Raw genomic sequence first — 25,660 nt, 5'->3', positions numbered from 1 at the left:
GGGGTGGGCGGACAGCGCGGGGGTACAAGCCCCCGGCGGAACGGTCTGTTGCATGATACCTCCCCGAGGCGGACTTCTGCCGCTTGAAAGTTATCATACAACTTTGCGGTCTACGGTCAAGCGCGACTGGTCAGGCCAGGAGGGGCGGTTACCGGCCCTTGCCGCGCGCCGCCGCGCTCAACATTGAATGCCGGGTCAGGCTTTCCTGCATATGATGGCGGGCGGCGTCACGGGCGCGGGCCGGGTCCATGCGGACGATGGCGTCCAGAATGGCCTCATGCTCGCCATGCACCTTCTCCGCATAGGCCTGGTGCGCCTCTTCCGGCTGGTCGCGAAGATAAAGATTGCGCGGCGGGACCAGGCGCAGGCCCAGGAACTCCACGAAACGCGCGTAATAATCGTTCTGCGTGGCCCGCGCGATGGCCATGTGAAAGGCCGTGTCGGCCTTGGCGGCAGCCACGGGGTCACCGCGCAGCTCGCGCATGGCCTGGAGCGCATCCTGGATGGCGCCGATATCGGCGGTGGTACGGCGGGCGGCGGCCAGCCCCGCCATCTCCGTCTCCACGCCCAGGCGCATCTCCAGCAGCTTCACGATATCGGCCAGTTCGTGCAGTTCGTCCTTGGTGATCTGAAAGGCGCGGTATTCGGCGGTATCGGCCACATACATGCCCGACCCCTGGCGTGATACGGCCAGCCCTTGCGCCGTCAGCCGCGCCACCGCCTCACGCACGACAGTGCGGCTGACATTCTCGGCCTCGGCGATTTCCTTCTGGGTGGGCAGGCGGCTGCCGGGTGGCAATTGTCCTGACCGGATCTGCGCCTCTAGCTTCACGAACAGATCATCGGTCAGGGAAGTTGCACGCGCCGATTCGTCCGCGCTGCCGCCCATATCCGCTTGTCGCATGGCGCCAACCCTACTTGTCATATCACTCTCCGCCGGTTACTTCTAATGTAACACCGACCGAAACAATGGTCGACCGGTCAGATGCCGGATAATGGGAGGTTGTCATATGTATTGGACCCGTCGCGCCGCGCTCGCGGCCCTGCTGCTTTCCACCCTGACCACCGGCACCTCCCTGGCGCAGGATAAAGCCACCCTGCCGCCGCCGACCGACCGTTCCCCGCGCGCGGCGGTGACCCTCGCCGATTATCGCTATGATGATCTGATGTGGGAAAATGACAAGACTGCCCATCGCATCTATGGCTATGCGCTGGAGGCGGCGGAACCGCCGTCGGGGTCCGGTATCGACAGTTGGGGCAAGAAAGTGGTCTGGCCCTATATGGACCGGCAGTTGCGCACCCGCGACTATCATAATGACCTGGGCGAGGGCATGGATTTCTACAATGTCGGGCAGGGGCGTGGGGCCGGCGGCCTTGGTATCTGGCACGACAACAAGCTGTGGACATCGCGCAATTACAGGGCGTACCGCATCCTGAAGAACGGCTCGGATGTCGCGGATTTCGAGGTGGATTACGCCCCCTGGCCCGTGGATGTCGACCGTAAGGTCTGGGAGACGCGGCGTTTCACACTGCCGCTGGGCACGCATTTCACGCGCATGGTCTCCACCCTGTACTCCGACCGGCCGGACCCGCTGATCGTGGGGATCGGGATCGGCAAGAAGGTGACCGGGACCGGCGGTGACCTGACGGTGGACAAGGCAACTGGCCTGATCTCCTGGTGGGGGCCTGACAATCCCGAGCATGGGCGCATGGCCGTGGCATTGCGCGTCGATCCCGCCATGATCGTGGAGGTACGCCAGGACGCCGATAACCACCTGGTCCTGCTACGTGTCACCCCCGGTAAACCCTTCGTCTATTATTCCGGATCGGCCTGGAGCAAGGGGCAGGGCGGCTTCACCAACCGTGCTGCCTGGGACCGGCATGCGGCGGCAGAAAAGGTGGATTTCACAGCGGCGGATCGATCAGTAGCGCCGTAATGTCAATATTTATATGACCAATGGCTTTCGGTTCGCCTAAGCCATCTGACCAAACCCATGCGTTGCCTATCGGTAACACGTCTCTGGTCATGCCAAAGTTGTCATACGAATTTGTTGACAGGTCGGATCACCCGCCGCATCATGCCCTCATCGGTTCCCCAGGACCGAGGTAAAGCAATTGGGGAAATGGCCGGAAGGCCCCCTGGGGATCCATCAGCAAAGAAAAGACGGCACCGCTTCACGCCGAAGCGGAACGGTGCCGCGTAACATGGGAGGGACAAGATCATGGCCAGTTGGGCTGTTCGTGGTGCATGCGCGTTGGCTGGCGGCGTTTCCTTTGCCGCCCTGTCGCTGTCACCGGCGCTGGCGCAAAACGCCGCCGCCAACAATACCGCCGCGGACCCGGCGGTGCTGGAAGAGATCATCGTCACCGGCCTTCGCGCCTCCCTGGAACAGGCCGCCGATATCAAGCGGGACGCGCCGCAGGTGATGGACGTGATCACGGCCAGCGATGTGGGCAAGCTGCCCGACGTCAACGTGGCCGAGGCGTTGCAGCGCGTAACCGGTGTGCAGATCACCCGCGTTTTCGGCGAAGGCCAGTCCGTCTCCGTGCGCGGTTTGCAGCAGGTGCGAGTGGAGGTCGATGGCCGTACGCTTCTTGGCTGGTCCGCCCGCCTGTCCCCGCCGGAAAATGATCAGCTGGGCCGCTCGTCGGGCCTGGACGCCGTACCGTCCAGTCTGTTCGGCAAGCTGGCCGTCTACAAGTCTCCGTTGGCCGCGCAGGCGGAAGGTGGGTTGGGCGGCACCGTCAACCTGACGACGCCCAAGCCCTTGAGCTTTAAGAAGCCCACTTTCTCCTTCCAGGCCCAGGGCGTCTATTCCCAGGTCACAGACAAGGTGGAGCCGGCCTTCACCGGCTTTGGCACCACCAAATTCGCCGATGACCGCATCGGGGTAATGCTGGCGGCAGAATATCAGAAGCGCACCTCGACCACCCAGGCGTTCGAGCGCAACAATTTCCTGAACCGCACCTACACGGGCACCAATGCCGGGGTCAATCAGACGCCCGTGCTGATGCAGTATGAAAACTTTGTCGTCGACCGCTCGCGCACCGGTGTGAACGGCGCCATCCAGTTTGAGGCGACGCCCGAACTGACCCTGACCGCCGACATGCTCTATTCCAAGCTGGTGACGGGCCGCCACCAGGATTTCTTCAGCTTCCGCCTGCCCACCACCAACAACCCCGTCACCAACCGCGTGACGGAGAACAACATGGTGGTTGCCGGCACCGCCAACGGCACCGTTACGACGGCGGGCCAGATCCGCAATGAACCGACGGAAAGCTTCCTCTATGGCCTGAACGGCAAGTATGAGGATGATGGCCTGAAGGTGGAGGCCGACGGCTATTACAGCAAGGGCACCATTGATCAGACCATCCAGATCATCACCTTGCAGGCCACCGCCGCCGTTCCCGGCACCTTTGATTTCCGCGATGTGACGGTCCCGTCCCTGGCGCTAGGCGGCACCTTCAACCCCACCAACTACGCCTCCTACAACCCCGCCACCAACGGCGTGCGGTCGAACCGGCTGCTGGGTGTGCTGGATGAATGGACGGGCAAGTTGGATGTCAGCTATGAGACCGACGGCGGCATAACGTTCTCCGGCGGTGCCCGCTACACTGATCTGGGTGCCCGCTCCAACGCCTATCGCAGCCAGGTGACGCCGACGCGGGCGGAGCTGGAGCCGTACCTGAAGCTGATCGACGCCAAGAATTTCCTGCCGGACATTCCCGGCAATTTCCCGCGCAGCTTCCTGTCGACGGCCCCCACCTTCGACTATGTCTTCACCCGGGCACAGGCCGCACAGCCCAACCCCAACAGCAGCGACCGCTCCACCCTGCTGCCCAACAATCAGCGTGACTATACGTTCAGCGAGAAGACGCTGGCCGGTTACCTGATGGTAGCGGGACAGGGGGAGATCGGGGATATTCCGTTCCGGGCCAATGCCGGCGTGCGCGTGGCGCGTACCCGCCTGTCGGTTGATACGTTCCTCAATATCGGCACGACCAGCACCCTGGTCACCGACAAGAACGAGTATACGAACATCCTGCCCTCGGCGAATATCGCCTTCAACGTCACCGACGATTTCCTGATCCGGCTGGGTGCGTCACAGACGATGCAGCGCGCCTCCATTGCCGATCTGGCGCCTTCTACCTTCTTCAACGCCACCAACCTGTCGGTCACCGGCGGCAATGCTGATCTGAAGCCGCCCGTCTCCACCCAGGGCGATATCAGCTTTGAATATTACCATGGCAAAAGCTCGCTGATCTCCGGCGCCATCTTCTACAAGGATGTCGATGATTTCATCGCCAGTTTCGTGACGACGGGCACCGACACCAATCTGGACCCGCAGGGCCGTGAACTGACCTTCTCCCGTCCCGAAAATCTGGCCAGCGCCAAGATCAAGGGCTTTGAGGTCGGTATACAGCAGTTCTTCGACTTCCTGCCCGAACCGTTCGACGGGCTTGGCCTGATCGCCAACTATACCTATTCCGACAGCGAGGATAATGCTGGCTTCCCGCTCGTCGCGGTGTCGAAGAACAGCTACAACCTGATCGGCCTTTATGAGAAGGGGCCCTTCTCGGCCCGCCTTGCCTATAATTACCGGGATGAGGCGGTGTTCGAATTCTCCGAAGGGCGGCCCAGCTTCATCGGCGCCCGTTCACAGCTCGATGCCCAGGTCGGGTATGACATCACCGAACAGGTGTCGGTGTCGTTTAATGCCCAGAACCTGCTGCCCAAGAAGTCGGCCACGTCGGAATACAGCAATTTCGATGAAACTGCGCTGAACAGTTACGCCATCTCCGAACGCCGCTTCTCGGCGGGTGTGCGGGCGAAGTTCTGAAGTCGGAGAATGCCGTAGGTCAGGGCTCGGGCTTCGCCCTCGACCTGACCTACGGTTGGGAATGACTTCGACATTTGTGATCCGCATAGGGAACCCCCGACATGACGCGTCTCTGGCTGGCCCTCGCGCTGTCCACCACCGCCCTGACGGCTTCCGCCGCCGACCTGCCGAAAATCCTGTCGGACAAGGCGGTGCGGGCGGCCAATCCTCTGCCTGACTTCTCCTATGCCGGTTACGGTTTCGGGCTGGGCGCCATCCCCACCGATACCGGCACCATCGTTAATGTCACCGATTACGGCGTCATCCCCGATGATGGGCTGGACGACACCAAGGCCACCTTGAAGGCGCTGGACGCCGCGAACGCCGTTACGGGCAAGGTGACCCTGCGCTTTCCCAAGGGCCGCACCCAGATCACCGAGGTGCTGCGCATCACCCGCTCCGACATCGTCCTGGACGGGGCCGGCGACGGGCCGGATGGTAGCGAGATATACTTCCCCCGCCCCCTGAAACTGATCGACAACAGCCACGATTTTGATGAGCTGCGTCAGTATCTGGTCAAGGAAAAGAAGTACGAGGTGCAGCCGGAGCACAATATCAACTATCTGTTCTCCGAATATAGCTGGGGCGGCGGCATGATCTTTGTGGGGCCGGATCGCACCCGCCCCGCCTCCTATAACCCGGCCTTTGATAAGCGCGACCCGACCCTGGCCAAGGGCGTGGCGGGCAAGCAGTTCGACCGCACCCTGACCGTGGATGACACATCGCGCCTGAAGGTTGGGGATGTGCTGCGCGTGCAATGGTTCGCGACGGCGGGCAAGGACAGCGCCATTCTGAAATCGCTTTATGGCGATACCGACCTGCCCATCGGGTCCCATCACTGGACCTCGCCCGACCGGGCCGTGGTGGCGCAATCGACGAAGATCGTGGCGATCAAGGGCAAGCGGGTGACACTGGGCGATCCGCTCCTGCACGATGTGCGCGCCGATCAACCGGCGATCCTGAGCGAATGGCAACACCTGACCAATGTCGGCATTCAGAATCTTCGCCTGCAATTCCCCGAAAGCCCGTCCTTCGGCCATCATCTGGAGCAGGGCTATAACGGCATCTATATGACGGGCGTCTTTGATGGCTGGATACGCAATCTGACCATCGACAAGTCTGACAGCGGCATCCTGACCGACAATGCCGCCAACCTGACGATTGAAGACATCGTCACCAGTGGTGAGCGCCGCGCCCACTACTCCGTCCATGTCGGGGCCGCGCATAATGTGCTGGTCAAGGATCTGGTGGTGGACAACCCCGTGATCCATCCGCTGTCGGTCAATACCCGCTCCACCCGCGCCGTCTTCCTGCGTGCGCAGGTGAAGCGAGACGCCGTGATTGATCAGCATAGCGGATCGAACCATCAGAACCTGTTCGACCAGATCAGCATGTGGATCGACCCCGTGCAGAAGAAGGGCGAGTGGCAGTACCGGCTCTGGGTCGGCGGTGGTGCGTCCTACTGGAAGCCGGGCCATGGTCTGTACAATACCGTCTGGAACGCCAAACTGGTGATGCCCGACAGCGTCCCCGCCGATGCCACCGTCACCATTACCAGTGGTCTGGAAGGGCCGGGGGAACGGGTGGTGGGCCTGCATGCCAACCGCCCCATCCAGGTCCGCTATAATCCCACCCCCTATATTGAGGGCACGGGGGACCCCGTGGCGGCGGCCCCCTCGCTCTATGATTACCAGTTGGCCAAGCGGCGATAGGGTGGGGTGATGCGGCGGCGGGATTTCTGTACGGGTATGGGCCTGCTCTGGTCGCTGCCCACCTGGGCGGCGGCACCCGGTACAGGCCCCGACTTGGCGATGCTTGAGCGTGCCCGTGTCCTGCGCGCGGCGGATAGGTTCAGGGATGAAACCCCGCTCACCGTCACTGCCTTTCCCGCGCCGCGCAGCCCTGGTGGCCCGCGTGATTACTACTCGGAGGGGGATTACTGGTGGCCAGACCCGGCCAATCCGGGCGGCCCCTACATCCGCCGTGACGGTTTCTCCAACCCGGACAAGTTCACCGCCCATCGTGATGCGCTGATCCGGCTCAGCCGGATCGTGCCGGCCCTGGTGGCGGCCTTCGATCTGACGGGCGACCGTCGCTATGCGGACGCCGCCGACCGGCACCTGCGTGCCTGGTTCGTGGACCCCACGACGCGTATGGCCCCGCATCTGAACCATGCTCAGGCGGTGATCGGCATTAATACGGGCCGTGGCATCGGCGTCATCGATACGCTGCATCTGGTGGAGGTGGCGCGGGCGGTGGCGGTTCTGCGCCGTCTCTGGCCCGATGGCGGTGCCTATGATCCCATCATCGCCTGGTTTGATGCCTATCTAACCTGGATGATCACCTCGCCCAACGGGATTGAGGAGCGGGATCAGAAGAACAATCACGGCACATGCTGGGCCTTGCAGGTGGCGGAATTTGCCCGCCTGACGGGGCAGGCCGCCGCACGGGCGCAGGCATTGGACCGCATCAAGGCCCTGATCGCCGGGCAGATCGCGCCCGACGGGTCACAGCCGCTGGAACTGGCGCGGACCAAGCCCTTTGCATACTGCCTGTTCAATCTGGATGCGCTGGCGGCCTGCGCCCATATCCTGTCGGGTCCCGACCATGGCTTATGGCGGTATAGGGGGGCGGGCGGCGGTTCCATCGCCGATGCCCTCTCCTTCATGGCCCCCTTCATCGCCGATAAATCACGCTGGCCGAAACCACCCGATGTAGAGGCCTGGGAGGGTTGGCCCCTGCGGCAACCGGCCTTACTGTTCGGCGGTCTTGCCCTTAGGCGGCAGGATTATCTGGTCCTGTGGCAGCGCCTCAACCCCGATCCCTCAGACGCCGAACTGATCCGCAATTACCCGCTGCGGCAACCGCTATTGTGGGTTGATGCCTGAACCTCACGCATCCAGTTCCGGCAGCCAGTCGATGCGGTGGCCAAGCTTCAGGGCCTTGGTCTGTAAATAACGCCGGTTCTCCGGCAGGATGGGAACGCGCACAGGCACGCGTTCAGTAATCCGGATGCCGGCCTTCTCCAGCGCGTCTTGCTTGCGCGGATTGTTGGTCATCAGGCGCACGGACCTCACGCCCAGCGCGTCCAACATGGCCGCCGCTACCCCGAACTGCCGCAGGTCGGCGGCAAAGCCCAACTCGTGGTTGGCCTCCACCGTGTCAAATCCCTGGTCCTGCAGCTGATAGGCCCGCAGCTTGTTGGCAAGGCCGATGCCACGCCCTTCCTGGCGCAGATACAGGATGATGCCGGCCCCTTCCTCCCCAATCCGCGCCCGCGCGGCGGCCAGTTGCTCGCCACAGTCACAGCGCAGAGAGCCGAACACATCGCCCGTCATGCATTCCGAATGGATACGGATCAGCGGCGTACCGGTCCCCACCGCGCCCAGCACCATGGCCACATGTTCGCGGCCCGTCGCCTCTTCCCGGAACAGGATCATCCGGAAGGTGCCGTCCGGGGTGGGGATCGCCGCGTCTGACAGGCGGGTGACCACTGATGATCCGGCTTCCTTTTCAGACATGACCTGATCCCCATCTGAACCATATGTAATATTGCTTTACACCCATTATAGTTGCGCGTAAAACGCTTTGTAACTACCCAGACACGTATATCGACCGTGCCTTTTCCAAAAGGAGACGGGATGCGCCCTTTCGTACACCTTAACTTCGCAATTGATGTTGCGACCGAACCATCCGCCTTTCCGGCGGGGGTGGAGGTGTCGTGCGCGGCCGATTGGCGGCGCGTGCATCAGTTGCGGGAGGATTACGACGCCATCGCGGTGGGCGCGCGGACCTGGAACCTGGACCGGCCACGCCTGACGGCAAGGCCGGAACGGCTGGGACGTGAACCGTCGCGACAGCCGGTACGGGTGATCTTCTCCGGGTCACAGGTCTGCATGCCGGCCCAGCCGGGAACCCCGGTCTTTGCCGTCGGTCAGGCGGCTCTGGACAATGCCGATACGGTACTGACCGCCCCGACGCATGGGCTGGACCACCCTCTGGCGGCCTTGGCCGGCCACGGTATCCGCAGCATGCTGGTAGAAGGCGGGCCAACCCTGTTGCGGTCCTTTCTACAGCAGGGGCTGTTCGACTATCTGACCCTTTACATCCGTGCGGATGATGCCTGTTCGGCGGAACGTGCCGCACGGGCCAGCCTATCCCCGTTGCCAGCCTTTCGCGCGGTGCGGCCCTTCGGTGCAGGCTTTCTTGTCGAGGCTGGGATGCCCCCTGGGACGGTGATGCAATGACGCTGTCCATCCGCTTCGTCATCTTCGCGGCCCCACGCACCGGCAGCAATCTGTTGTGCGGTCTGCTGAATGGGCATCCCGATATCCTGTGCCATCACGGCCTGTTCAATCCCGGTGGCGTGCATCTGGCCCGCGACAGGGCTGATCTGATCCCTACCCTGGGCGATATGGCGGCGCGTGATGCCGATCCCGCCGGTTTTCTCGCCCGTATCTGGGGTGTAGACGGGCGGGTGCGTGCGGTGGGGTTCAAGATGAACCGGGGGGAGTGCGCGGTCGCGGAACGGCTGCTGCTGGATGACCCATCGGTCGTGAAGATACTGCTGCGCCGGCAGAACCGGGTGCGGACCTTCGTGTCGGAGGAGATTGCCCGATTCACCGGCGCCTGGGAAAGCTACGCCGGGCTGGTGTTGCCGCCCATCCCACCGGTACGCATCCGGACCGACGCCCTGATGCGCCATGCCGAACTGAATGCCGCCTATTACGCACGCATCGAAACGGCGATGCGGGCCAGCGGACAGGAATGGCTGGAAACCGATTATGAGGCGCTGGCGGTACCACAGGAACTGGCCCGTATCCTGGTCCGGCTGGGTGTGGCACCGCGCGACGCCCTGCCGGCCATCTGCCGCAAGCGCGCACCAGCCGACCTACGCACCAACATCCTGAATTTCGACGAACTGGCCCAGGCGCTGCGCGGCACCCCGCTGGCCGACGACCTGACGCGGCCCGACCTTCCCGATCTTGTCCGGCAACCTATTGCATCCTGAGGACCCGACGATGCCCGACATCCGCCATTCCCCGTCCAGTACGGCCCTGTTCGACCGGCATCGGGGGCCGGTGACGTCCGTTGCCGCCATCCCCGGCACCGATCTGGCCGTGACGGGTGCCTATGACGGGGCGGTCGGCCTGTTCGATCTGGCGACGGAGGCGGTGTCGCTGCTGGGCTATCACCGGCATCTGGTGAACCATGTGGCGGTTGACGCCAATGGGCGGCGGGCGGCTTCCTCCTCCTCCGACTATGACATCCAGCTCTGGGACCTGGATGACCGCCGGCCCGGCCTGCTGCTGCGCGGCCATTCCGACGATGTGGAATGTTTCGCCTTTGTCGATGCGGTAACGGGCGTCTCGGCCTCCCGCGATCGCCGCATCATCGTCTGGAACCTGGAAACCGGCGCCATTCGCCGCGTGATTGAGGGGCACGACAAGGATGTATTGTCGGTCACGGTCCGTGACGGGCTGATCTATTCCGCCGGTGACGACATGACCCTGCGGCAATGGGACCTTGCCACGGGGGAGGCCCGGCACTGCTGGGGTCCGTTTGAGACGGAGACGGATACCTGTGCCGTCGATACGGCCCATCACCGGGCCATCCTGGGCTGTGATGACGGGGTTATCCGTGTGTTCGACAGCCGGACCGGTGACAGCCTGGCGGAAATTCCGGCCCATAGCTCGGGCATCAAGAAGGTGGCGGTATCGCCCGTCACGGGCGACATCCTGTCCTGTGCCTATGACCAGAAAATCCGCATCTGGGACAGTGGCGATTTCAGTTTGAAGGTGGAACTGGCCCCGCATGCGGCCAAATGGGAACGCTCCTTCTGCTGGACACCCGATGGCGCGCGCCTGCTGGCCGGAACGTTCGATGGGACCCTGCTGTCCTGGGACGCCGCCACCGGTGTCCTGCTGGGAGAGGTCGGGGGCAGTGGGGGAGAACGCGGCAATGCCTGCTTCAACGAGGCGTCGGGCGCACCTGACGGGATGACGGCCCTGGTTGCCGATGATGGTGTGGTGCGTTTGGTCCATCTGCGTGACGGCATTGCAGAACTGGCCGCCCTGACCGAACCCGCCGCCGGTCGCGTGCTGATGAATGCCGTGACGCGCGATCCGGCCACGGGCCGTGTCGCGACGGGCGCCCATGATCACCGCCTGCATCTGTTCGATGCGCTGGGGGATAGCCTGGTGCCGACGGTATCTGTGGCGTTGGGTCAGGGTCCCATCAATTGCCTTCGCTTCTCCCACCATGCCGGCCATGAGCGGGCGATCTTCGCCGCCTGCTACAGCGGGGCCATCGTCCGCTATCTGCCGCAGACGGGGGAGCAGCAAACCTATCCTCTGCATGATGGTGCGGTGAAGGCGCTGCGTCTTCACCCCGTCCTGCCGCTGGGTGTCAGTTGCAGCGCCGATGGCGGCCTGTTGACCTGGACGCTGACGGGGGAGCGGGTGCGCGATTTCCCCGGCCACACGGCCATTGTCGATGATGTCGATTTCTCGCCGTCGGGCACTGTGATCGCCAGCGCCTCACGCGATTTCACGCTGCATGTTTACACCGTTGCCGATGGCCGCCTGATCCAGGCGGTCGATATGGGGCGACGCTCGCCGAAATCGCTGTGTTTCTGGGATGAACAGACGGTGCTGGTCGGTGATTACTGGGGCGCTGTCCTGAAGATCGATGTCGCGACGGGCAGGGTGGAACGCCGCACCGTGGCGGCCAACGGCCTCAGTTCCATCACCCGCTGTGCCGGCGGGGTTGCCGTCTCCTCCTATGACGGGGCCGTGCACCTGCTGTCGGTACCCGACCTCGCCATTCTCTCCACCTACCGCGTCATGACCCAGCGTCTGGACAAACTGCCCGGCTGGTCCGACCGGGCCGCGTGATGGCGGCCTGCCTTCACCCACCGATCTGCTGCTTCATCAAGGAGGTTTGCATGTTCAAGAACAAAGTTCTCCATCGTCTTGGTATCGCCGGCGTGGCGGGTGCCGCCCTGCTGATGGCGGGCCAGGCACAGGCCCAGCAGAAGGCCGCATCCGGGACGCCGCTGGTTCCCACGCCCGCGCCGATGTGCGCGGTGTCCCCGTCCACCTTCCAAAGCTGGCTGGCCGGCACGCCGACGGCGGGGAACCCCGCCTCCTTTGTCCCGCCCAACAGCGCCACCTTCACCGTCAACAGCGCCAACCCCGACTGCTCCTTCTACCAGTGGGGTCAGCAGATGTTCCTCTGGCTGATGAGCCCGAACGCGTCGGGCACGCTGAACCTCTACTCGCCCAGCTTTTATAATGTCATCAAGATGGGGGACGGCTTCAACTATGTGCAGAACCCGGCCACGCCCCCGGCCACCAATCTCAAGGCCGGCGCACTGCCCAAGATTCCGCTGAAGCTCAGCGTGCGCGTCAACAAGCCGATTGGCGCCGCCGCGGCAGAGCGGGCCAAGTCACGCCTTGTCGTCAACCGAACCGTCATCGCCAAGGTGACCGGTGCCGGCGCCGCAGCGGCGACGTCGGGCCAGACCGTGGATGAAACCGGCCAGGCCGATGGTGGTGTGCTGGTCGTGAACGGCAACCCCGTCTATCTGAGCGGCAGCAGCGGCCCCGCCACATATCCGGTCGTCTATTACGGCATCGCCGTGAATGACGTGTTCAACGGGCTGCGCGTCAACAATGGCAATGTTGCGTATTTCAACGACACCACCAATCCCAATGTCGGCAACATGCCGGTCACCCTGGCCCAGGCGCAGCAGATCCAGACCGCATCCAGCGCCACCTTCGCCGACATCAATCAACTGGCGGTGGAGGTGAAGACATCCTGGGTTGACGCCGCCTATGTGCCCAAGGCGGCATTACCGTTCCTGATCCAGGGAACGGCCGATGTGCCGGCCTTCACCAGTTCCACTGACGGCAATGGCAATCTGGTCCTGACCTGGGACGGGACGACCATGGCGACGCGCACCCTGGCGCTGATCGGCATGCATGTCGTGGGTTCGGTGGCGGGTCATCCGGAAATGGTCTGGGCCACGTTCGAGAGCAAGTTCAACGCCCCGGACAACAGCTATTTCTACTATGACAATACCTACAATACGACCAACCAGACCTGCACCAATGGCGGCACCAGCTGTGTGAAGCAGGTTCCGTTTATCGGGGCGGTTCCCACCCTGCTTTACAATGGAAAGCTGACCAGCGCGCCGACATCCATTGCGCAGACGGCTTCCTCTGCCAATAATGACGGCACCATCAATTCGGTGGCCGCCACCCTGGTGCCCACCAATGTCGTGCGCCTGAACCCGTGGGGCAGTCAGCAGCCCTCTACTGCGGCGGTTGCCAACAGCGTCATCACCAACAACACCAACCTCCTGTCCCTCGACCTGTCGGTGGATGGGCAATTGCTGACCACCGGCACAAACGGGCCGGTCCTGGCAAGCTATACCCAGGTTGGCAGCATCTGGAGCAACGGGGTCATCCCGTTCCTGTTCAACACACAGCTGTTCGGGTCCCTCTACCTGGCCAACACGACCATGGAGACCTTTGAACAATCCACCACCCAGAACCCGACAGCGCAGAACTGCTTCACCTGCCACAGCACCTCGCCCGGCGCCACGGTCAGCCACGTCTTCAACTGATCTGCCGACCCTTCCTGAAGCCTCATCCCCGCCATGGTGCGACCCGTGGCGGGGCTTCTTTTAGAAGCGCAGAGAGCGGCGATAGAGATGGCGGGCCGCCAGTGGGTCACCGCCCGCGCGGTGATAGGCGGCATGATATTCGGCTGCATTCATGCCATTCACGCTCATGTTGGCGTGATCCGCGCCATAGAGAAGCAGGGAAGGTGCGCGCCGGGCCAGCGTCTCGATCCATTCTTCGTAAAGACGCCGCTTGCCCGACAGGCCGTGATGCAGGGCGCTGTAGATGGTGCAGAAGGCATTGCTCCACCAGATCGCAGAACCGGGCCTGTCTTCGATGCGGTCCAGCAGGGCCGCCGGTTCCAGAATGTTGCAGCGCAGGTAGTCACGCCCGATGGTACGGTAACGCTGCCAATGGTCGGCAAACCGGTCCGCGCCGCCCCAACGGGATAGTTCCCCCTGCCACAGGCGCTCCATCTCCACCCAATCCATCTGTCCTGGCGTGACGCCGGGCCAGAGGTAGAAATGCGTATCGCCGCCTCGCGCGAATTCCCGCCGCAGATAAGCGGGATAATCGCGCCCGTCCCAGCCCTCATCCAGGCGACGGCGGAAATCCAGGGCATGCTGGCTGTAATCGAAGAACAGGATGCGGCTGTTGGCGGTAAAGTCATGGGTTTCCAGAATCCGGTTGGGCTTCAACCCGGCGGCCACGCAGTAAAGCCGTGCCAGCGGGCGTGGAAAATCGGGCGACGGATCTTCCACATCGGCATAGTTCTCGTAGTTAAGCACGAAAACGCCTCGTTCGCCCTTGGCGCCCATGTCCGCCAGAAAGGCCAGGAACGGCCCGGCCCCGCCCATATCGGCTCCCAGGTCCAGCAGATGCGGCGACAGCGCTGCACCGAACGGCATGGGCGACAGTGCGGCGGGATCGGGCCGTCCCGCCGCCTGCCAGCGGGTCAGATCAACCAGAAGGCAGCGGTCGGGCGTGCCCGCCAGGATCATGTCCTTGCCCGCCGCCCAAGCGGCCAGTGCATCAAAGGCGCTGACCGACTTGCCACCGGCGGGGCCGGCATGTTCGGTCAGGATATGGCCATAACCCTGAACCAGCAGGGTGCGGTACCCGGCATCGGCGGCGCGCGACAGCAGGCGGGGCAGGGACGCATCCTCCAGAATGTCGCCGGCATAGTTCCAGCGCAGCCAGGAAACCGTCAGGTCCCGTGCACGGCCCGCGGCTGTCCCCGGCCCCGCTGCCTCCACCACCCCCAGCAGGGCGCAGACCAGTCCATTCAAGATCACCCCCAGGCTGCAACCATGAATATTGATATTCTAGTGATGGCAAAATACCATAAGGAGCATTTTATCATATGACTTAATGATGGAGTCGGGCGCGGCGTGGCAACCCGGATCATCCTTCTGCAAGACGCGGTGCATTTCCCCTCCTTCGGTGGCGGGAACAAGGCCAACCGCTTGCTGATGGAGGCGCTGGCGTCGTGCGGCTTTGATTGCTGGTCACTGTGCCGCCCGGCCGTGGCGGGTTCGGTGCTGGCGCACCAGTTCAGTGGGCAAGGGCTTGCGGCGCGCGGCGTCACCGTGACGCAGACCACCGATGGGACACAGCTTTACCGACATCAAGGCGTGCAGGTGGAGGTGATGGATTTCACCAGCGCCGATGCACAGGCTCGGATCACCGCCCGGCTGCGCGCCATTGATGCCGACTGGATACTGGTATCGGACGACCGCGATGGCCGCCTGTTGAACCCGGCTCTGACCGTGGCGGCTGACCGCACCATCGCGCTGGTCCATACCCATACGCACCTGCCCTTCGGCCCCGCGTCCAACGCACCCGATGCCGCCCGGCATGACCGGGTGAGAAGGGTACGTGCCCTGGTCGCTGTCAGCCGCTACAGTCAGGATTACATCCGCCAGCATGGCGAGCTGACGGCATCGCTGCTGTATTTCCCTGTCTTTGGGCCGGGCCCATTCCCGCAACGGCGCCCCCCGGCGGATGGGGCGGTGATGATGATCAATCCCTGTGCCGTCAAGGGGTTGTCCATCTTCCTGTCCCTGGCCGACTGTTTTCCCGACACCGCCTTCGCCTCCGTTCCAACCTGGGGCGCGGATCAAGCCGTGCTGGAACAGCTGTCGGCCCGGCCCAACATCCGCATTCTGGAACCAGCGGACGAGGTGGGCACGGTCCTGGCGCAGGCCCGCATTCTGTTGGCCCCCTCCCTGATCCCCGAAACGTTCGGGTATGTCGCGGTGGATGCCATGCTGCGCGGTATCCCCGTCCTGACCGGAAATCAGGGCGGGCAGGGGGAGGCTGGGCTGGGTGCCGCCACCGCCCTGCCTGTCCGCCCGCTTGACGCCGATGGGGCGGTCCCCAATCAGGACATTGGCCCCTGGCAGGCGGCTTTGCACCCCCTTCTCAATGACCCCGCACATTATGCGGAACAGTCGCAGCGTGCCTGGCAGGCGGCGATGACGTTCCTGCCCCGCACGGATGTCCGTCACTTCATCCGGTTCCTGTCGGTGCTGGAGCGTCCAGATGCCTGAGGTCCGGTGCGTGGCCATTGTCGATCCGCTGGATGCAGGCGTGCTGCTGGCACCGGCCTTATCGGCCAAGGGGGTGGTCACCATTTTGGTGCCGGGGCGCGATGGGCAGGATGCGGATGGATTTACCCATCATCTGCCCTGGTCGCCCGACCCGCAGAACGGGCTGAAACCGCTACGTAACCTTGGCGTTGATCTGATCATTCCGGGTTCGGAACAAGCTGTAATGGTGGCAGATTGGCTGTCGGAACAGTTGGGGCTGCCCGGCAACGGAGTAGAACTGTCTACCGCGCGCCGGGATAAACACCGTATGCATGCGGTGGCGGCGTCCCATGGCGTGCGCGTCCCGCGTCAGGTTCTAGCCGAAAATCTGACTCAAGTGCTTGATTTTGCGAACAGTCACTGGCCCGTGATCATCAAGCCGCAGCAGGCAAAGGGCGGGGACGGTGTTCATTACTGCACCAATGGCCAAGAGGCCGCCCGTGCCTTCCATGCCCTTTATGGCCATCGCGATGTGATGGGGGCGATGAACTGCGCAGTGCTGGTGCAGGAATTCATTTCGGGTCCGGAATATGTTGTAGACACGGTCAGCCTGGATGGCGTCCACCGGCCTTCAACCCTCTGGACCTATGGCAAGGGTGCGCCCGGCTTTGACAGTGCGGGTCAGTTTACGACTAAGACCCTGCTGCCCCCCGATCACCCCCTGGCCCCCCTGCTGTTTACCTTTGCCTGGGGGGTGCTGGACGCGCTGGGGATAGGGCAGGGGGCGGGCCATTGTGAAATCCGTATGGGGCAGGATGGACCCGTGCTGATTGAGATGGCGGCCCGTCTGCATGGCGGGCCGCTGGCCCATGAACTGGCGCGCACGGCCACGGGTTACAGCCAATGCGACCTGTGGGTGGATGCCATCACCGACCCGGCGGCGTTCCTCGCTGGCCGTACCGGGGAACCCGACCCGCCGCGTGCGGCCTGTATGGTTCTGCTGCGCCGTCCACCGCCGCTGGGTGTTCTGGAGCATCTGTCCAGCCTGGACCGCCTGTTCTGGAACGACCCACGGCCAGCCCCACCGGCGGTGGCCGGATTGGCAACCTTGATCGGGGACGATGCGGGCATGGTGGCCGCTGACATGGCGGTCGCGGCGGGGGAGGTGACCTGCACCCTGCTGAATGATCCAGCCGCCATTGCCGCGCTGCGCCCCGTCTGGCTGTCACTTCTTGCGCAATCCTCATGCAACCGGGCTTTTGCGGGTCCCGTCTGGTATCAGGCGGCGCTGACGGCCCGTCCCCACCTTTCCCCCCGGCTGCTGACCGTGTGGCGTCGCGGGGAACTGGTAGGGCTGCTGCCACTGGTTCAGGAAGGGGAAGGCCCGGCGCGTTTTGCCAGCAACCTGTCGGATTATAATGACGCCGTGGTGGTCCTTGGCGACCGTGCGGCGGCCCATGCCCTGATGGCCCATGCCAGGGCATGGTTCCCTGCCTTGGAACTGGACTGCGTGCGGCCCGACGCGGCCTGTCGCATCACCGATGCCCCCCTAACCGATCCCACCGTGGATTGTCCCTTTGCCGATCTGTCGGGCGGGTATGATGTCTGGTGGGCGGGCCGCAGTGCATCCTTTCGGGAAAAGCTGACCCGGACGCAGCGGAAGGCTGCGGCGGCGGGTCTGATCGTCGACGCACTCAAACCCGATGAATGGTCCTTGGCCGCCGACCTGTTCCTGTCCCTGCATGCAGACCGGTTCGGGGATCGCAGCCTGTTTAACCGCTTCCCCTGGGCCGCCGACTTTGTGCGGGCGGCGCTGCCGGGCCTGTTGGCCGATGGGGCCGCCCATGTCGTCACCCTGCGCAGCGGAGGGGAAATCACAGGGATGTGCCTGTGTATGGTGGGGGACGATCATCTGGGTTACTGGAATGCCGGGTTCCGGGCGGTGATGGAGCCGTTGTCGCCCGGTGTTCTGATGCTGCATGCCGCCCTCGGCGAGGCGGCGGCGCGGGGTCTGGCGGAGTTTGACCTGCTGCGCGGGTTGGAGGCCTATAAAGACCGATGGGCCACGGGCCGGCGGCGGATCGGGCGCTTGCCATGACGCCGCTGCCGCCCGACCCCTGGTCCATCGCGATTTATCAAGGCCCTGACCCGCTGCACCTGTCACCCTTGGCGGGTAGCCATGGGCCGGTGATGACGCGTGAACAGGTGACGGATGTCCGCGCCCGCTTTGTGGCCGATCCTTTCCTGTTTCCGCATGGCGGGCTCTGGCACCTGTTCTTTGAAGTGTTGAACCATGATAACGGGCTGGGGGAGGTGGGGTGGGCCACCAGCACCGACCTGACCCGCTGGACCTACCAGCGGATCGTGCTGCGGGAGGGAATTCACCTCTCCTACCCACAGGTCTTCGCCCATAACGGGCAGATTTACATGCTGCCGGAAACCCTTGATGCGGGGGCGGTACGGCTTTATCGCGCCGATCCGTTCCCCACGCGCTGGGTGCCCGTGGCTGATTTGGTCTCGGGCCGGCTGGCCGACCCCACCTTGTTCTACCATGACGGGCGCTGGTGGATGTTTGCCTGCCCCACGCCTGATCGGCATGACGCACTGGTGCTTTATCATGCCGATAATCTGTTCGGGTCCTGGCATCCGCATCCGGCCAATCCGCTGCGCCAGTCATCGCCCGCTGGATCGCGCCCCGGTGGGCGGGTGGTGGCGTGGGGCGGGGGGCTTTATCGTCTAGCCCAGGATTGCGGCCCCCGCTACGGCCATGGCCTGCGGGCCTTCGCCATCACGCACCTGACATCCACCGCCTATGAGGAGGTGGACTGTGATCAAAGCCCGATCCTGGCAGCCAGCGGCCAGGGTTGGAACGGCAAGGGCATGCACCATGCCGATATCTGGCCCCGGGCCGGCGGCGTCATCGCCGCCGTCGATGGGTTGCGGCGGGCGTAATCCAAATAAACGGGGCGCCGATACGTCAGGACCGACGCCCCCGCCTTATCGTGATTTCCCCCGTCACTCAGGCCGCGGCGGTCGTCTTCCGCCCGGCGCGCACCGCGTCATTTTCCAGGATGAAGCGACGCACACGCGGCTCGATATCTTCGCGCCATTTGCGACCGTTGAAAATACCATAATGGCCGACCGCCTTTTGCAGGTGGTTGTGCTTCTTGGCCTCGGGAATGCTGCTGCACAGGCCATGGGCGGCGATGGTCTGGCCGGGGGCGGAGATATCGTCCAACTCGCCTTCCACCGTCAGCAGGGCTGTCTTTTCGATAGCTGAAGGGTCAACGGTCATGCCGCGCCACTTCATGCGTCCATTGGGCAGGGCGCGTTCCTGGAACACTTGATTGACGGTCTGCAGATAGAATTCCGCCGTCAGATCCATGACGGACAGATATTCGTCATAGAATTTGCGGTGGGCTTCCGCACTCTCCCCATCGCCGCGCACCAGATGGCGGAACAGCTTCATATGCTCGCCGACATGGCGGTCCAGGTTCATGGACATGAAGCCCGTCAACTGCACGAAGCCCGGATAGACCTGACGCAGCGCACCCGGATAATAGAAGGGCACGGTCGTGACGACATTACGCTCAAACCAGCTGATATCCTTGTCCACGGCCAGTTGCGTCACCACCGTCGGGGCGGCGGCGGTATCGATGGGGCCACCCATCAGGGTCATGGAGGCGGGCTGGCACGGATCATCGAGCTGCGCCATCAAGGCGACGGCGGCCAGCGTCGGCACTGCCGGCTGACACACGGCCATGACATGCGTGTTGGGTCCTAAGTGACGAATGAAATCCATCACATAGTCCATGTAATCTTCCAGGTCGAAGCGACCCTTGGACAGCGGCACCAGTTTGGCGTCGTGCCAGTCGGTGATATAGACATCGTGATTTGGCAGCAGCGCCTGAACCGTCCCGCGCAGCAGCGTCGCATAATGGCCCGACATCGGGGCGACCAGCAGCAGCTTCGGGTCGTCACGCGGAATGGCGCGGGCGAAATTCACCAGATTGCCGAACGGCTTTTCCAGCACGACCTGTTCGGTCACGGCCACATCGCGGCCATTGATGCGCGTGGTCGGCAGGCCGAAATCCGGCTTACCCCAACGGCGCGTGGTGCGGTTGAACAGTTCTGCCCCCGCGGCAACTGCGCGGCCAACCTTGGTATAGGAGGCGGGAAGGAACGGGTTCTGGAAGGTCTGCTGCGTGGCCTCCGCCATCAGGCGCATGGGCGTCAGGGCGGCATGCTGAAGATCATACAGGTGATAGAGCACTGTGAACGTCCCCTTTCAACCAAGCCACCATCCCCACGTTGGACGGCGCTCAAACCTTTGAACCCAACCCCGGCGGACACCCATCCGGGGACCCTCGATAGCGGTAACCCTGCGGCACCCTGTCTCAGGTGCGTAGCCTAACCACGCCTGGACAGCTTGCAACAGATAAATCTCGAAACCGTTAAGATGACTTCCAGGCGACTAAAGTAGGGGGTGGCGCTTGACACCGGTCTCACCTGCCCTGTTCGTGGGCCGTTTACATATCAGACGGATGTATGTTGGGTGCCTCAATATCAATGAGGGCATGTCGATTCATCGCCGAACTTAAAGTGGCGATGTCACAGGCTGCGACGTGACCGGAGCGCCGCTGTCAGGGTGCCATCGTCCAGATAATCCAGCTCTCCACCCACCGGCACGCCATGCGCCAGCCGCGACAGGCGCACGCCGCAAGGCGTCAGCCGATCGGACAGGTAATGCGCCGTCGTCTGCCCGCCGACGGTGGCGTTCAGCGCCAGGATCACCTCCTGCACCTCTGGCCGGCTGGCGCGTTCCAGCAGGCTGGGGATGGAAAGATCGTCCGGCCCGATCCCGTCCAGCGCCGACAAGGTACCGCCCAGCACATGGTAACGGCCCCGGAAGGCCCCAGTTCGCTCCAGCGCCCAGAGATCGCCCACATCCTCCACGACACAAAGCAACCCCGAGTCGCGGTGATGGTCGGCGCAGATGGTACAGGGATCGTTGCTATCCAGGTTGCCGCAGATCGAACAGGTACGGATCGACGATGCCGCCGCCGCCAGCGCCTCGCCAAGCGGCGCCATCAGACTGTCGCGCCGCTTGATCAGATGCAACGCCACGCGCCGCGCCGACCTGGGGCCCAGGCCGGGCAGCTTGGCCAACAACTGAATAAGGCGGTCGATATCCGGTCCGATCATGGCGGCGACGCTACAGGATGTTCGCCGAATGTTCCAGAAAAACCTGTTTCTACCCTGCGCCATTGGCGGCGGTTCGCCGGATATCCACGGCGAAATGCTCCACCTGCCGGGCCAGCGCGCCGGCCTGTTCCACCAGTTCCTGGGTCCAGCGTTCGACCCCGGCGGCGCTGTCAAGCGCGGCATTGGCTCCTTGCGAGATACCGCTGACCCGTTCGGACACGGCGCGCGAGGCGGTGGCAGCCTGTGCGGTATTGTCGGAAACGCCGGCGATAGTGGCCGCCTGCTCCTCCACGGCGCTGGCGATGGCGGCGGCGTTGCCATTCACGGCCTCAATGGTCACGGCGATGCGGCCGATGGCGGCCACCGCGTCTGCCACCGTCTGCGACAGGGAGGCAATCTGGCGGGTGATTTCCTCGGTCGCGCGCGCTGTCTGTCCGGCAAGGCTTTTCACCTCGCCCGCCACCACGGCAAAGCCCTTGCCCGCTTCACCAGCCCGTGCCGCCTCGATGGTGGCGTTCAACGCCAGAAGGTTGGTCTGCGATGCGATATCGCTGATCAGGGCGACCACCGCGCCAATATGGCCCGCCGCTGTGGACAGGCCGTTCATCACCTGGCGTGCACTATCTGCTTCTGCCACGGCGCTCTGGGTGACGCTTGTGGCGGTGCTGACCTGTCGTGCGATCTCGGCGCTGGCTATGCCCAGTTCCTCGGCGGCACCCGCCACCGACTGCACATTGCTGGCCGCGTCCTGGGTGGCGCTGGCAATGGCTGTGGAGGAGACGGTGGTTTCGCGCGCCTTTTCCGCCATGTCGCTGGTCAGGGCATGGACCTTGCCGATCCCTTCCACAATGGCCTGAACCGCTACTTTCACCTGCCGGTCGATGGCGTCGGCCACCTGTTCCATGGTCTGGCGGCGTTGGGCCTCGGCCTGCGCGGTGGCGGCGGCGTTCTGCTGTTCCAGGGCGGCATTGGCGACCGCAACATCGCGGAAATGGCCGGTGGCGGCCACCATCGCCGTCAGTTCATCACCATTATTACAGATGGGCAGGGTGACCGCCGTATCTCCCGCCGCCAGCCGGCCCATAACATTGGTCAACCCCTGGATCGGCCCGATGATGGCGCGGCCCACCAGGGCCAGGATGGTGATCATCACCAGCAGTGTCACGCCATAGGCTGCCCCCGCCACCATCCGGGACTTCGCCATCCAGTCGCGGCGCTCTGCCTCCGCCCGGTCGGCGCGCGCCGTGACCAGCGCATCGACCGCATCCAGCTGGCTTTTGATCTCCTCGGCCAGCCCATCAATCTGGTCATCCAGTTCGGCAAAGCGGGCGGTATCGGCCCGTCGTTCCACCGCCTTCACCAACCCGTCGCGCATGGCCTGGGTCAGGGCGGCGGTATCGGTTACGGCCTTGGCAGTGTGAGCCTTCTCCGCCGCTGTGGCGGTCGCTGACAATTGCGCCGTCAGGGCCGCCAACTCATCCAGCCCCTCGCGCATGGCCTTGGTACGCTCGGCGCTGACGGCACCGTCATCCTTGTCCACGATCACATCCATGGCCACCAGACTCATTTCCGTGGCAAGCGCTCCGGCCTGGTGAACCAGCTTCAGGTAGGCCTCCGCCTGATCGGAAATGGCCGATTTCTGTACCGAGACCCGGTCAACGATGAAGAAAGTGGCAGCTAAGGTGGATAGCCCGACAAAGGCGATCACGCCGACAGCGATGAGTTTCATCCGGATGGTCCAACGCAAGGGGAACCTCCATCACCGCTACCTGATATAAGATCAGGCTACGCCTCCTTTTCGGGATCACAACACCCATTTCATCGCGGTTAGGCTGTGGCGATGGCCGTGCCACGCATGGCTTCAGGTGCCGCGCCGCTTGGCCCGGGCCGTGGGTTCGGCGATCAGAGGATCGTCGGGCCAGTAATGGCGGGGGTAGCGTCCGGCCAGTTCCTTTTTCACATCCTTGTACGACCCGGACCAGAACCCGGCCAGATCCCGCGTCACCTGCACCGGCCTGTGCGCAGGCGATAGAAGATGCAGCAGCACGGGAATGCGCCCGCCGCCCAGGCGCGGTGTCTCCGCCAGACCGAACAGTTCCTGCAACCGCACCGCCAGCACGGGTTCTTCGCCGGAATAATCAATGGGGATGCGGTTGCCGGTGGGCACCGTCAGATGCGTGGGAATTTCCGCATCCATGGCCTGCCGCTGGTTCCAATCCAGAATGCCGGTCAGGGCCGAGTGCAGGTCCACCCGGTCCAGATGCGACCGCCGCGTCACACCCGACAGGTACGGTGCCAGCCAGTCCTCCAGGGTCGCCAACAGCCCGTCATCGGAGACGTCGGGCCAGCGGTCGGGCGATGCCCGGTGCAGGAAATTCACCCGCCGCCGCCATCCCTCCAACTCCTTGCCCCAGGGCAGGCAGGAAAGCCCCATGGCCCGCACCCCCTCCAGCATGGCCGGCAGGACTAGATCGGCGGGCGGGTTGGACAGTGGCTCATCCTTCAGTGACAGTTCGTACAAGCGCCGTCGCCGGCGGGCCTGCACAATCTGTTCGCGCCCGTCCCACACCACTTCCGTCTCGGCCCGGATATCGTCGGCAAAGGCTTCTTCCAATGCGCCTTGCGTGACTGGTGCCGCCAGGAAGATGCGGGCATCCCGTCCCTGGCCATCCAGATCAGCCACGGCCAGCAGGTCGGCGGCGGCCAGCGCGTCGGTTGGGTCCAGCATGGCCCCGCGCCCGCCGGACAGGCGGAACTGTCCCGCCGCCCCCGCCCGCCGCTGCCCGATCCGGTCGGGATAGGCCAGTGCCAGTAGCAGGCCGGCATCGTCGTGATCTACCGGCCCCGTCGGTCCACCCACCTGCCGTTCCAGCTGCCGCGCCTGTTCCAATACCTGATGCAGGGCGCCGCGATCGACATCGCCACCGCGCCCGCGTTCATCCAGATGTTCCAGACGGGTGCGCAGGTCGGCATCCCGCCGCCCGCCGCCGCGCAGAATATCCCGCTCCCCGATCAGGGCGGCGATGCGACAGGCCAGACGGGTGCGACCCAGTTCCTTGCCGCGCAGCACCAGATGCGCCAGACGCGGATGCACACCCAGCCCCGCCATGGCCTTGCCGTGTGCCGTGATGCGCAACGCATCGTCAATGGCACCCAGCTGTTGCAGCAGCTTGCGCGCCTGGGTCAGCGTCGCGGCGGGCGGGCTGTCCAGCCACGACAGCTCATCCGCATCGATAATCCCCCATTGTGCCAGTTCCAGGGCCAGCGGCGTCAGGTCGGCGCGCGTGATCTCGGCGGCGGTAAAGGGGATCAGAGCGCGGTCGCTAGCCTCCGACCATAACCGGTAACAGACACCCGCCGACAGACGCCCGGCGCGGCCCCGGCGCTGATCCGCCGACGCGCGGGATGATTTCACGGTTTCCAGCCGTCCCATGCCGCTGCGTGGATCAAAGCGCTGCAGACGCGACAGGCCGCTATCAATGACGATGCGGATACCCTCAATGGTCAGGCTGGTCTCGGCGATACTTGTGGCCAGCACCACCTTGCGCTGACCCGCCGGGGCCGGGCGGATGGCGATGTCCTGGGCCTCCAGGCTCATATCGCCATAAAGCGGGGTCAGCAGGACATTGGCGGGCAGGGGACCGTCGGCCAGCAGCCTCTCCACCCGCCGGATCTCCCCGCTGCCGGGCAGAAAGGCCAGGACGGAGCCATCTTCATCAGCCAGAGCCCGGCGGATTGTGCGCGCCATATGCTCATCCGCGCGGTCGGTCGGCCCCGGCTCCACCCACCGCGTCTCCACCGGAAAGGCGCGGCCTTCCGACGTAATCAGCGGCGCGCCACCCAGCAACGCCGCCACCGGCCCGCCATCGAGCGTCGCCGACATCACCACCAGCCGCAGATCATCACGCAGCAATTCGCGCGTCTGCAGGCAGAAGGCCAGCGCCAGATCGGCATCCAGGCTGCGCTCGTGAAACTCATCGAACAGCACCGCCGCGACCCCATCCAGCGACGGGTCCGATTGCAGGCGGCGCAGGAAAATCCCTTCCGTCACCACCTCAATCCGGGTCGTCGCCGACACCCGGGCATCCATGCGTACCCGGTAGCCGACCGTCTGCCCCACCTCCTCCCCCAGCATCTGCGCCATCCGCCGAGCGGCACCGCGTGCGGCCAGACGACGGGGTTCCAGCATGATGATGCGGCCATGGGCGGCCCATGCCTGATCCAGCAGCGCCAGCGGCACCCGCGTGGTCTTGCCGGCGCCCGGCGGGGCCTGCAACACGGCGGTCGTGCCGCTGTTCAGCGCCGACAGCAGGGCCGGCAGGGCTTCATCAATGGGAAGGGCGGGAAAGTCGGGCATGGGCCGATGCTATAGCGGGACCTGAACGCGGAGACCAGCCTGTAGGTCAGGGCTCAC

General features: G+C 64.2%; 18 protein-coding genes. 11 read left to right on the top strand and 7 right to left on the bottom strand.

Annotation, left to right across the window (positions count from 1 at the left end):
- Positions 1-148: 148 nt before the first annotated feature.
- The gene (locus C0V82_RS24140) at positions 149-904 is read right to left on the bottom strand and encodes a FadR/GntR family transcriptional regulator (RefSeq protein ID WP_211107956.1); all 756 of its coding nucleotides are present in this window, start codon (positions 902-904) and stop codon (positions 149-151) included.
- Positions 905-1,010: 106 nt separating this feature from the next.
- Between C0V82_RS24140 and C0V82_RS24135 the strand changes: the two genes are divergently transcribed.
- From C0V82_RS24135 to C0V82_RS24120, 4 genes are all read left to right on the top strand, one after another.
- A complete protein-coding gene (locus C0V82_RS24135; protein ID WP_211107957.1) occupies positions 1,011-1,937 on the top strand; it encodes a DUF4861 family protein in 927 nt (308 codons plus the stop codon).
- A 285-nt stretch (positions 1,938-2,222) separates the two neighbouring features.
- On the top strand, positions 2,223-4,841 hold the full coding sequence (locus C0V82_RS24130; RefSeq protein WP_102114957.1) for a TonB-dependent receptor: 2,619 nt from the start codon (positions 2,223-2,225) through the stop codon (positions 4,839-4,841).
- Positions 4,842-4,942: 101 nt separating this feature from the next.
- Complete coding sequence (locus C0V82_RS24125; protein ID WP_102114956.1) at positions 4,943-6,592, top strand: hypothetical protein; 1,650 nt, start codon at positions 4,943-4,945, stop codon at positions 6,590-6,592.
- 9 nt (positions 6,593-6,601) lie between these two features.
- Entirely contained in the window at positions 6,602-7,768 is a 1,167-nt protein-coding gene (locus C0V82_RS24120; protein WP_102114955.1) for an alginate lyase family protein, read from the top strand.
- Between the two features lie 3 nt (positions 7,769-7,771).
- Here C0V82_RS24120 and ribA read toward each other — a convergent pair whose 3' ends face one another.
- Positions 7,772-8,401: a GTP cyclohydrolase II gene (gene ribA / locus C0V82_RS24115; protein WP_102114954.1), complete on the bottom strand. Its 630-nt coding sequence runs from the start codon at positions 8,399-8,401 to the stop codon at positions 7,772-7,774.
- 120 nt (positions 8,402-8,521) lie between these two features.
- Between ribA and C0V82_RS24110 the strand changes: the two genes are divergently transcribed.
- From C0V82_RS24110 to C0V82_RS24095, 4 genes are read left to right on the top strand one after another with little or no spacing between them, the layout of a single operon-like run.
- On the top strand, positions 8,522-9,127 hold the full coding sequence (locus C0V82_RS24110) for a RibD family protein (protein WP_102114953.1): 606 nt from the start codon (positions 8,522-8,524) through the stop codon (positions 9,125-9,127).
- A complete protein-coding gene (locus C0V82_RS24105) occupies positions 9,124-9,891 on the top strand; it encodes a hypothetical protein (protein ID WP_102114952.1) in 768 nt (255 codons plus the stop codon). Before C0V82_RS24110 ends, C0V82_RS24105 begins: the two co-directional genes overlap by 4 nt.
- A gap of 10 nt (positions 9,892-9,901) precedes the next feature.
- Positions 9,902-11,776 (top strand): WD40 repeat domain-containing protein, encoded by a 1,875-nt coding sequence (locus C0V82_RS24100; RefSeq protein ID WP_102114951.1) that lies wholly within the window; start codon positions 9,902-9,904, stop codon positions 11,774-11,776.
- A 50-nt stretch (positions 11,777-11,826) separates the two neighbouring features.
- Positions 11,827-13,512: a hypothetical protein gene (locus tag C0V82_RS24095; protein WP_102114950.1), complete on the top strand. Its 1,686-nt coding sequence runs from the start codon at positions 11,827-11,829 to the stop codon at positions 13,510-13,512.
- A gap of 60 nt (positions 13,513-13,572) precedes the next feature.
- Here the strand turns inward: C0V82_RS24095 and C0V82_RS24090 are convergent, their stop codons facing one another.
- The gene (locus C0V82_RS24090; protein ID WP_158660172.1) at positions 13,573-14,799 is read right to left on the bottom strand and encodes a hypothetical protein; all 1,227 of its coding nucleotides are present in this window, start codon (positions 14,797-14,799) and stop codon (positions 13,573-13,575) included.
- A gap of 102 nt (positions 14,800-14,901) precedes the next feature.
- On the opposite strand from C0V82_RS24090, the gene C0V82_RS24085 reads away from it, so the two are divergent.
- The 3 genes from C0V82_RS24085 to C0V82_RS24075 are packed head-to-tail and all read left to right on the top strand — an operon-like array spanning position 14,902 to position 18,993.
- The gene (locus C0V82_RS24085; protein ID WP_102114948.1) at positions 14,902-16,062 is read left to right on the top strand and encodes a glycosyltransferase; all 1,161 of its coding nucleotides are present in this window, start codon (positions 14,902-14,904) and stop codon (positions 16,060-16,062) included.
- Complete coding sequence (locus tag C0V82_RS24080) at positions 16,055-18,139, top strand: GNAT family N-acetyltransferase (RefSeq protein ID WP_158660171.1); 2,085 nt, start codon at positions 16,055-16,057, stop codon at positions 18,137-18,139. Before C0V82_RS24085 ends, C0V82_RS24080 begins: the two co-directional genes overlap by 8 nt.
- Entirely contained in the window at positions 18,136-18,993 is an 858-nt protein-coding gene (locus C0V82_RS24075; RefSeq protein WP_158660170.1) for a glucosamine inositolphosphorylceramide transferase family protein, read from the top strand. Before C0V82_RS24080 ends, C0V82_RS24075 begins: the two co-directional genes overlap by 4 nt.
- Positions 18,994-19,060: 67 nt before the next feature.
- Here C0V82_RS24075 and C0V82_RS24070 read toward each other — a convergent pair whose 3' ends face one another.
- The 4 genes from C0V82_RS24070 to hrpB all read right to left on the bottom strand — a co-directional run bounded on the left by C0V82_RS24070 (position 19,061) and on the right by hrpB (position 25,603).
- Complete coding sequence (locus C0V82_RS24070) at positions 19,061-20,314, bottom strand: polyhydroxyalkanoate depolymerase (protein ID WP_102114945.1); 1,254 nt, start codon at positions 20,312-20,314, stop codon at positions 19,061-19,063.
- Positions 20,315-20,652: 338 nt separating this feature from the next.
- Positions 20,653-21,246, bottom strand: coding sequence for a recombination mediator RecR (gene recR, locus C0V82_RS24065; protein ID WP_102114944.1), 594 nt, complete (start codon positions 21,244-21,246; stop codon positions 20,653-20,655).
- Positions 21,247-21,295: 49 nt separating this feature from the next.
- Positions 21,296-22,975: a methyl-accepting chemotaxis protein gene (locus C0V82_RS24060; RefSeq protein ID WP_102114943.1), complete on the bottom strand. Its 1,680-nt coding sequence runs from the start codon at positions 22,973-22,975 to the stop codon at positions 21,296-21,298.
- Between the two features lie 132 nt (positions 22,976-23,107).
- Positions 23,108-25,603, bottom strand: coding sequence for an ATP-dependent helicase HrpB (gene hrpB / locus C0V82_RS24055; protein ID WP_102114942.1), 2,496 nt, complete (start codon positions 25,601-25,603; stop codon positions 23,108-23,110).
- Between the last annotated feature and the right edge of the window lie 57 nt (positions 25,604-25,660).

The organism is Niveispirillum cyanobacteriorum (assembly GCF_002868735.1).
Taxonomy (GTDB): Bacteria; Pseudomonadota; Alphaproteobacteria; order Azospirillales; family Azospirillaceae; genus Niveispirillum; species Niveispirillum cyanobacteriorum.
Note: the sequence above shows the minus strand (reverse complement) of the source record. Positions and strands in the feature narration are given on the sequence as shown.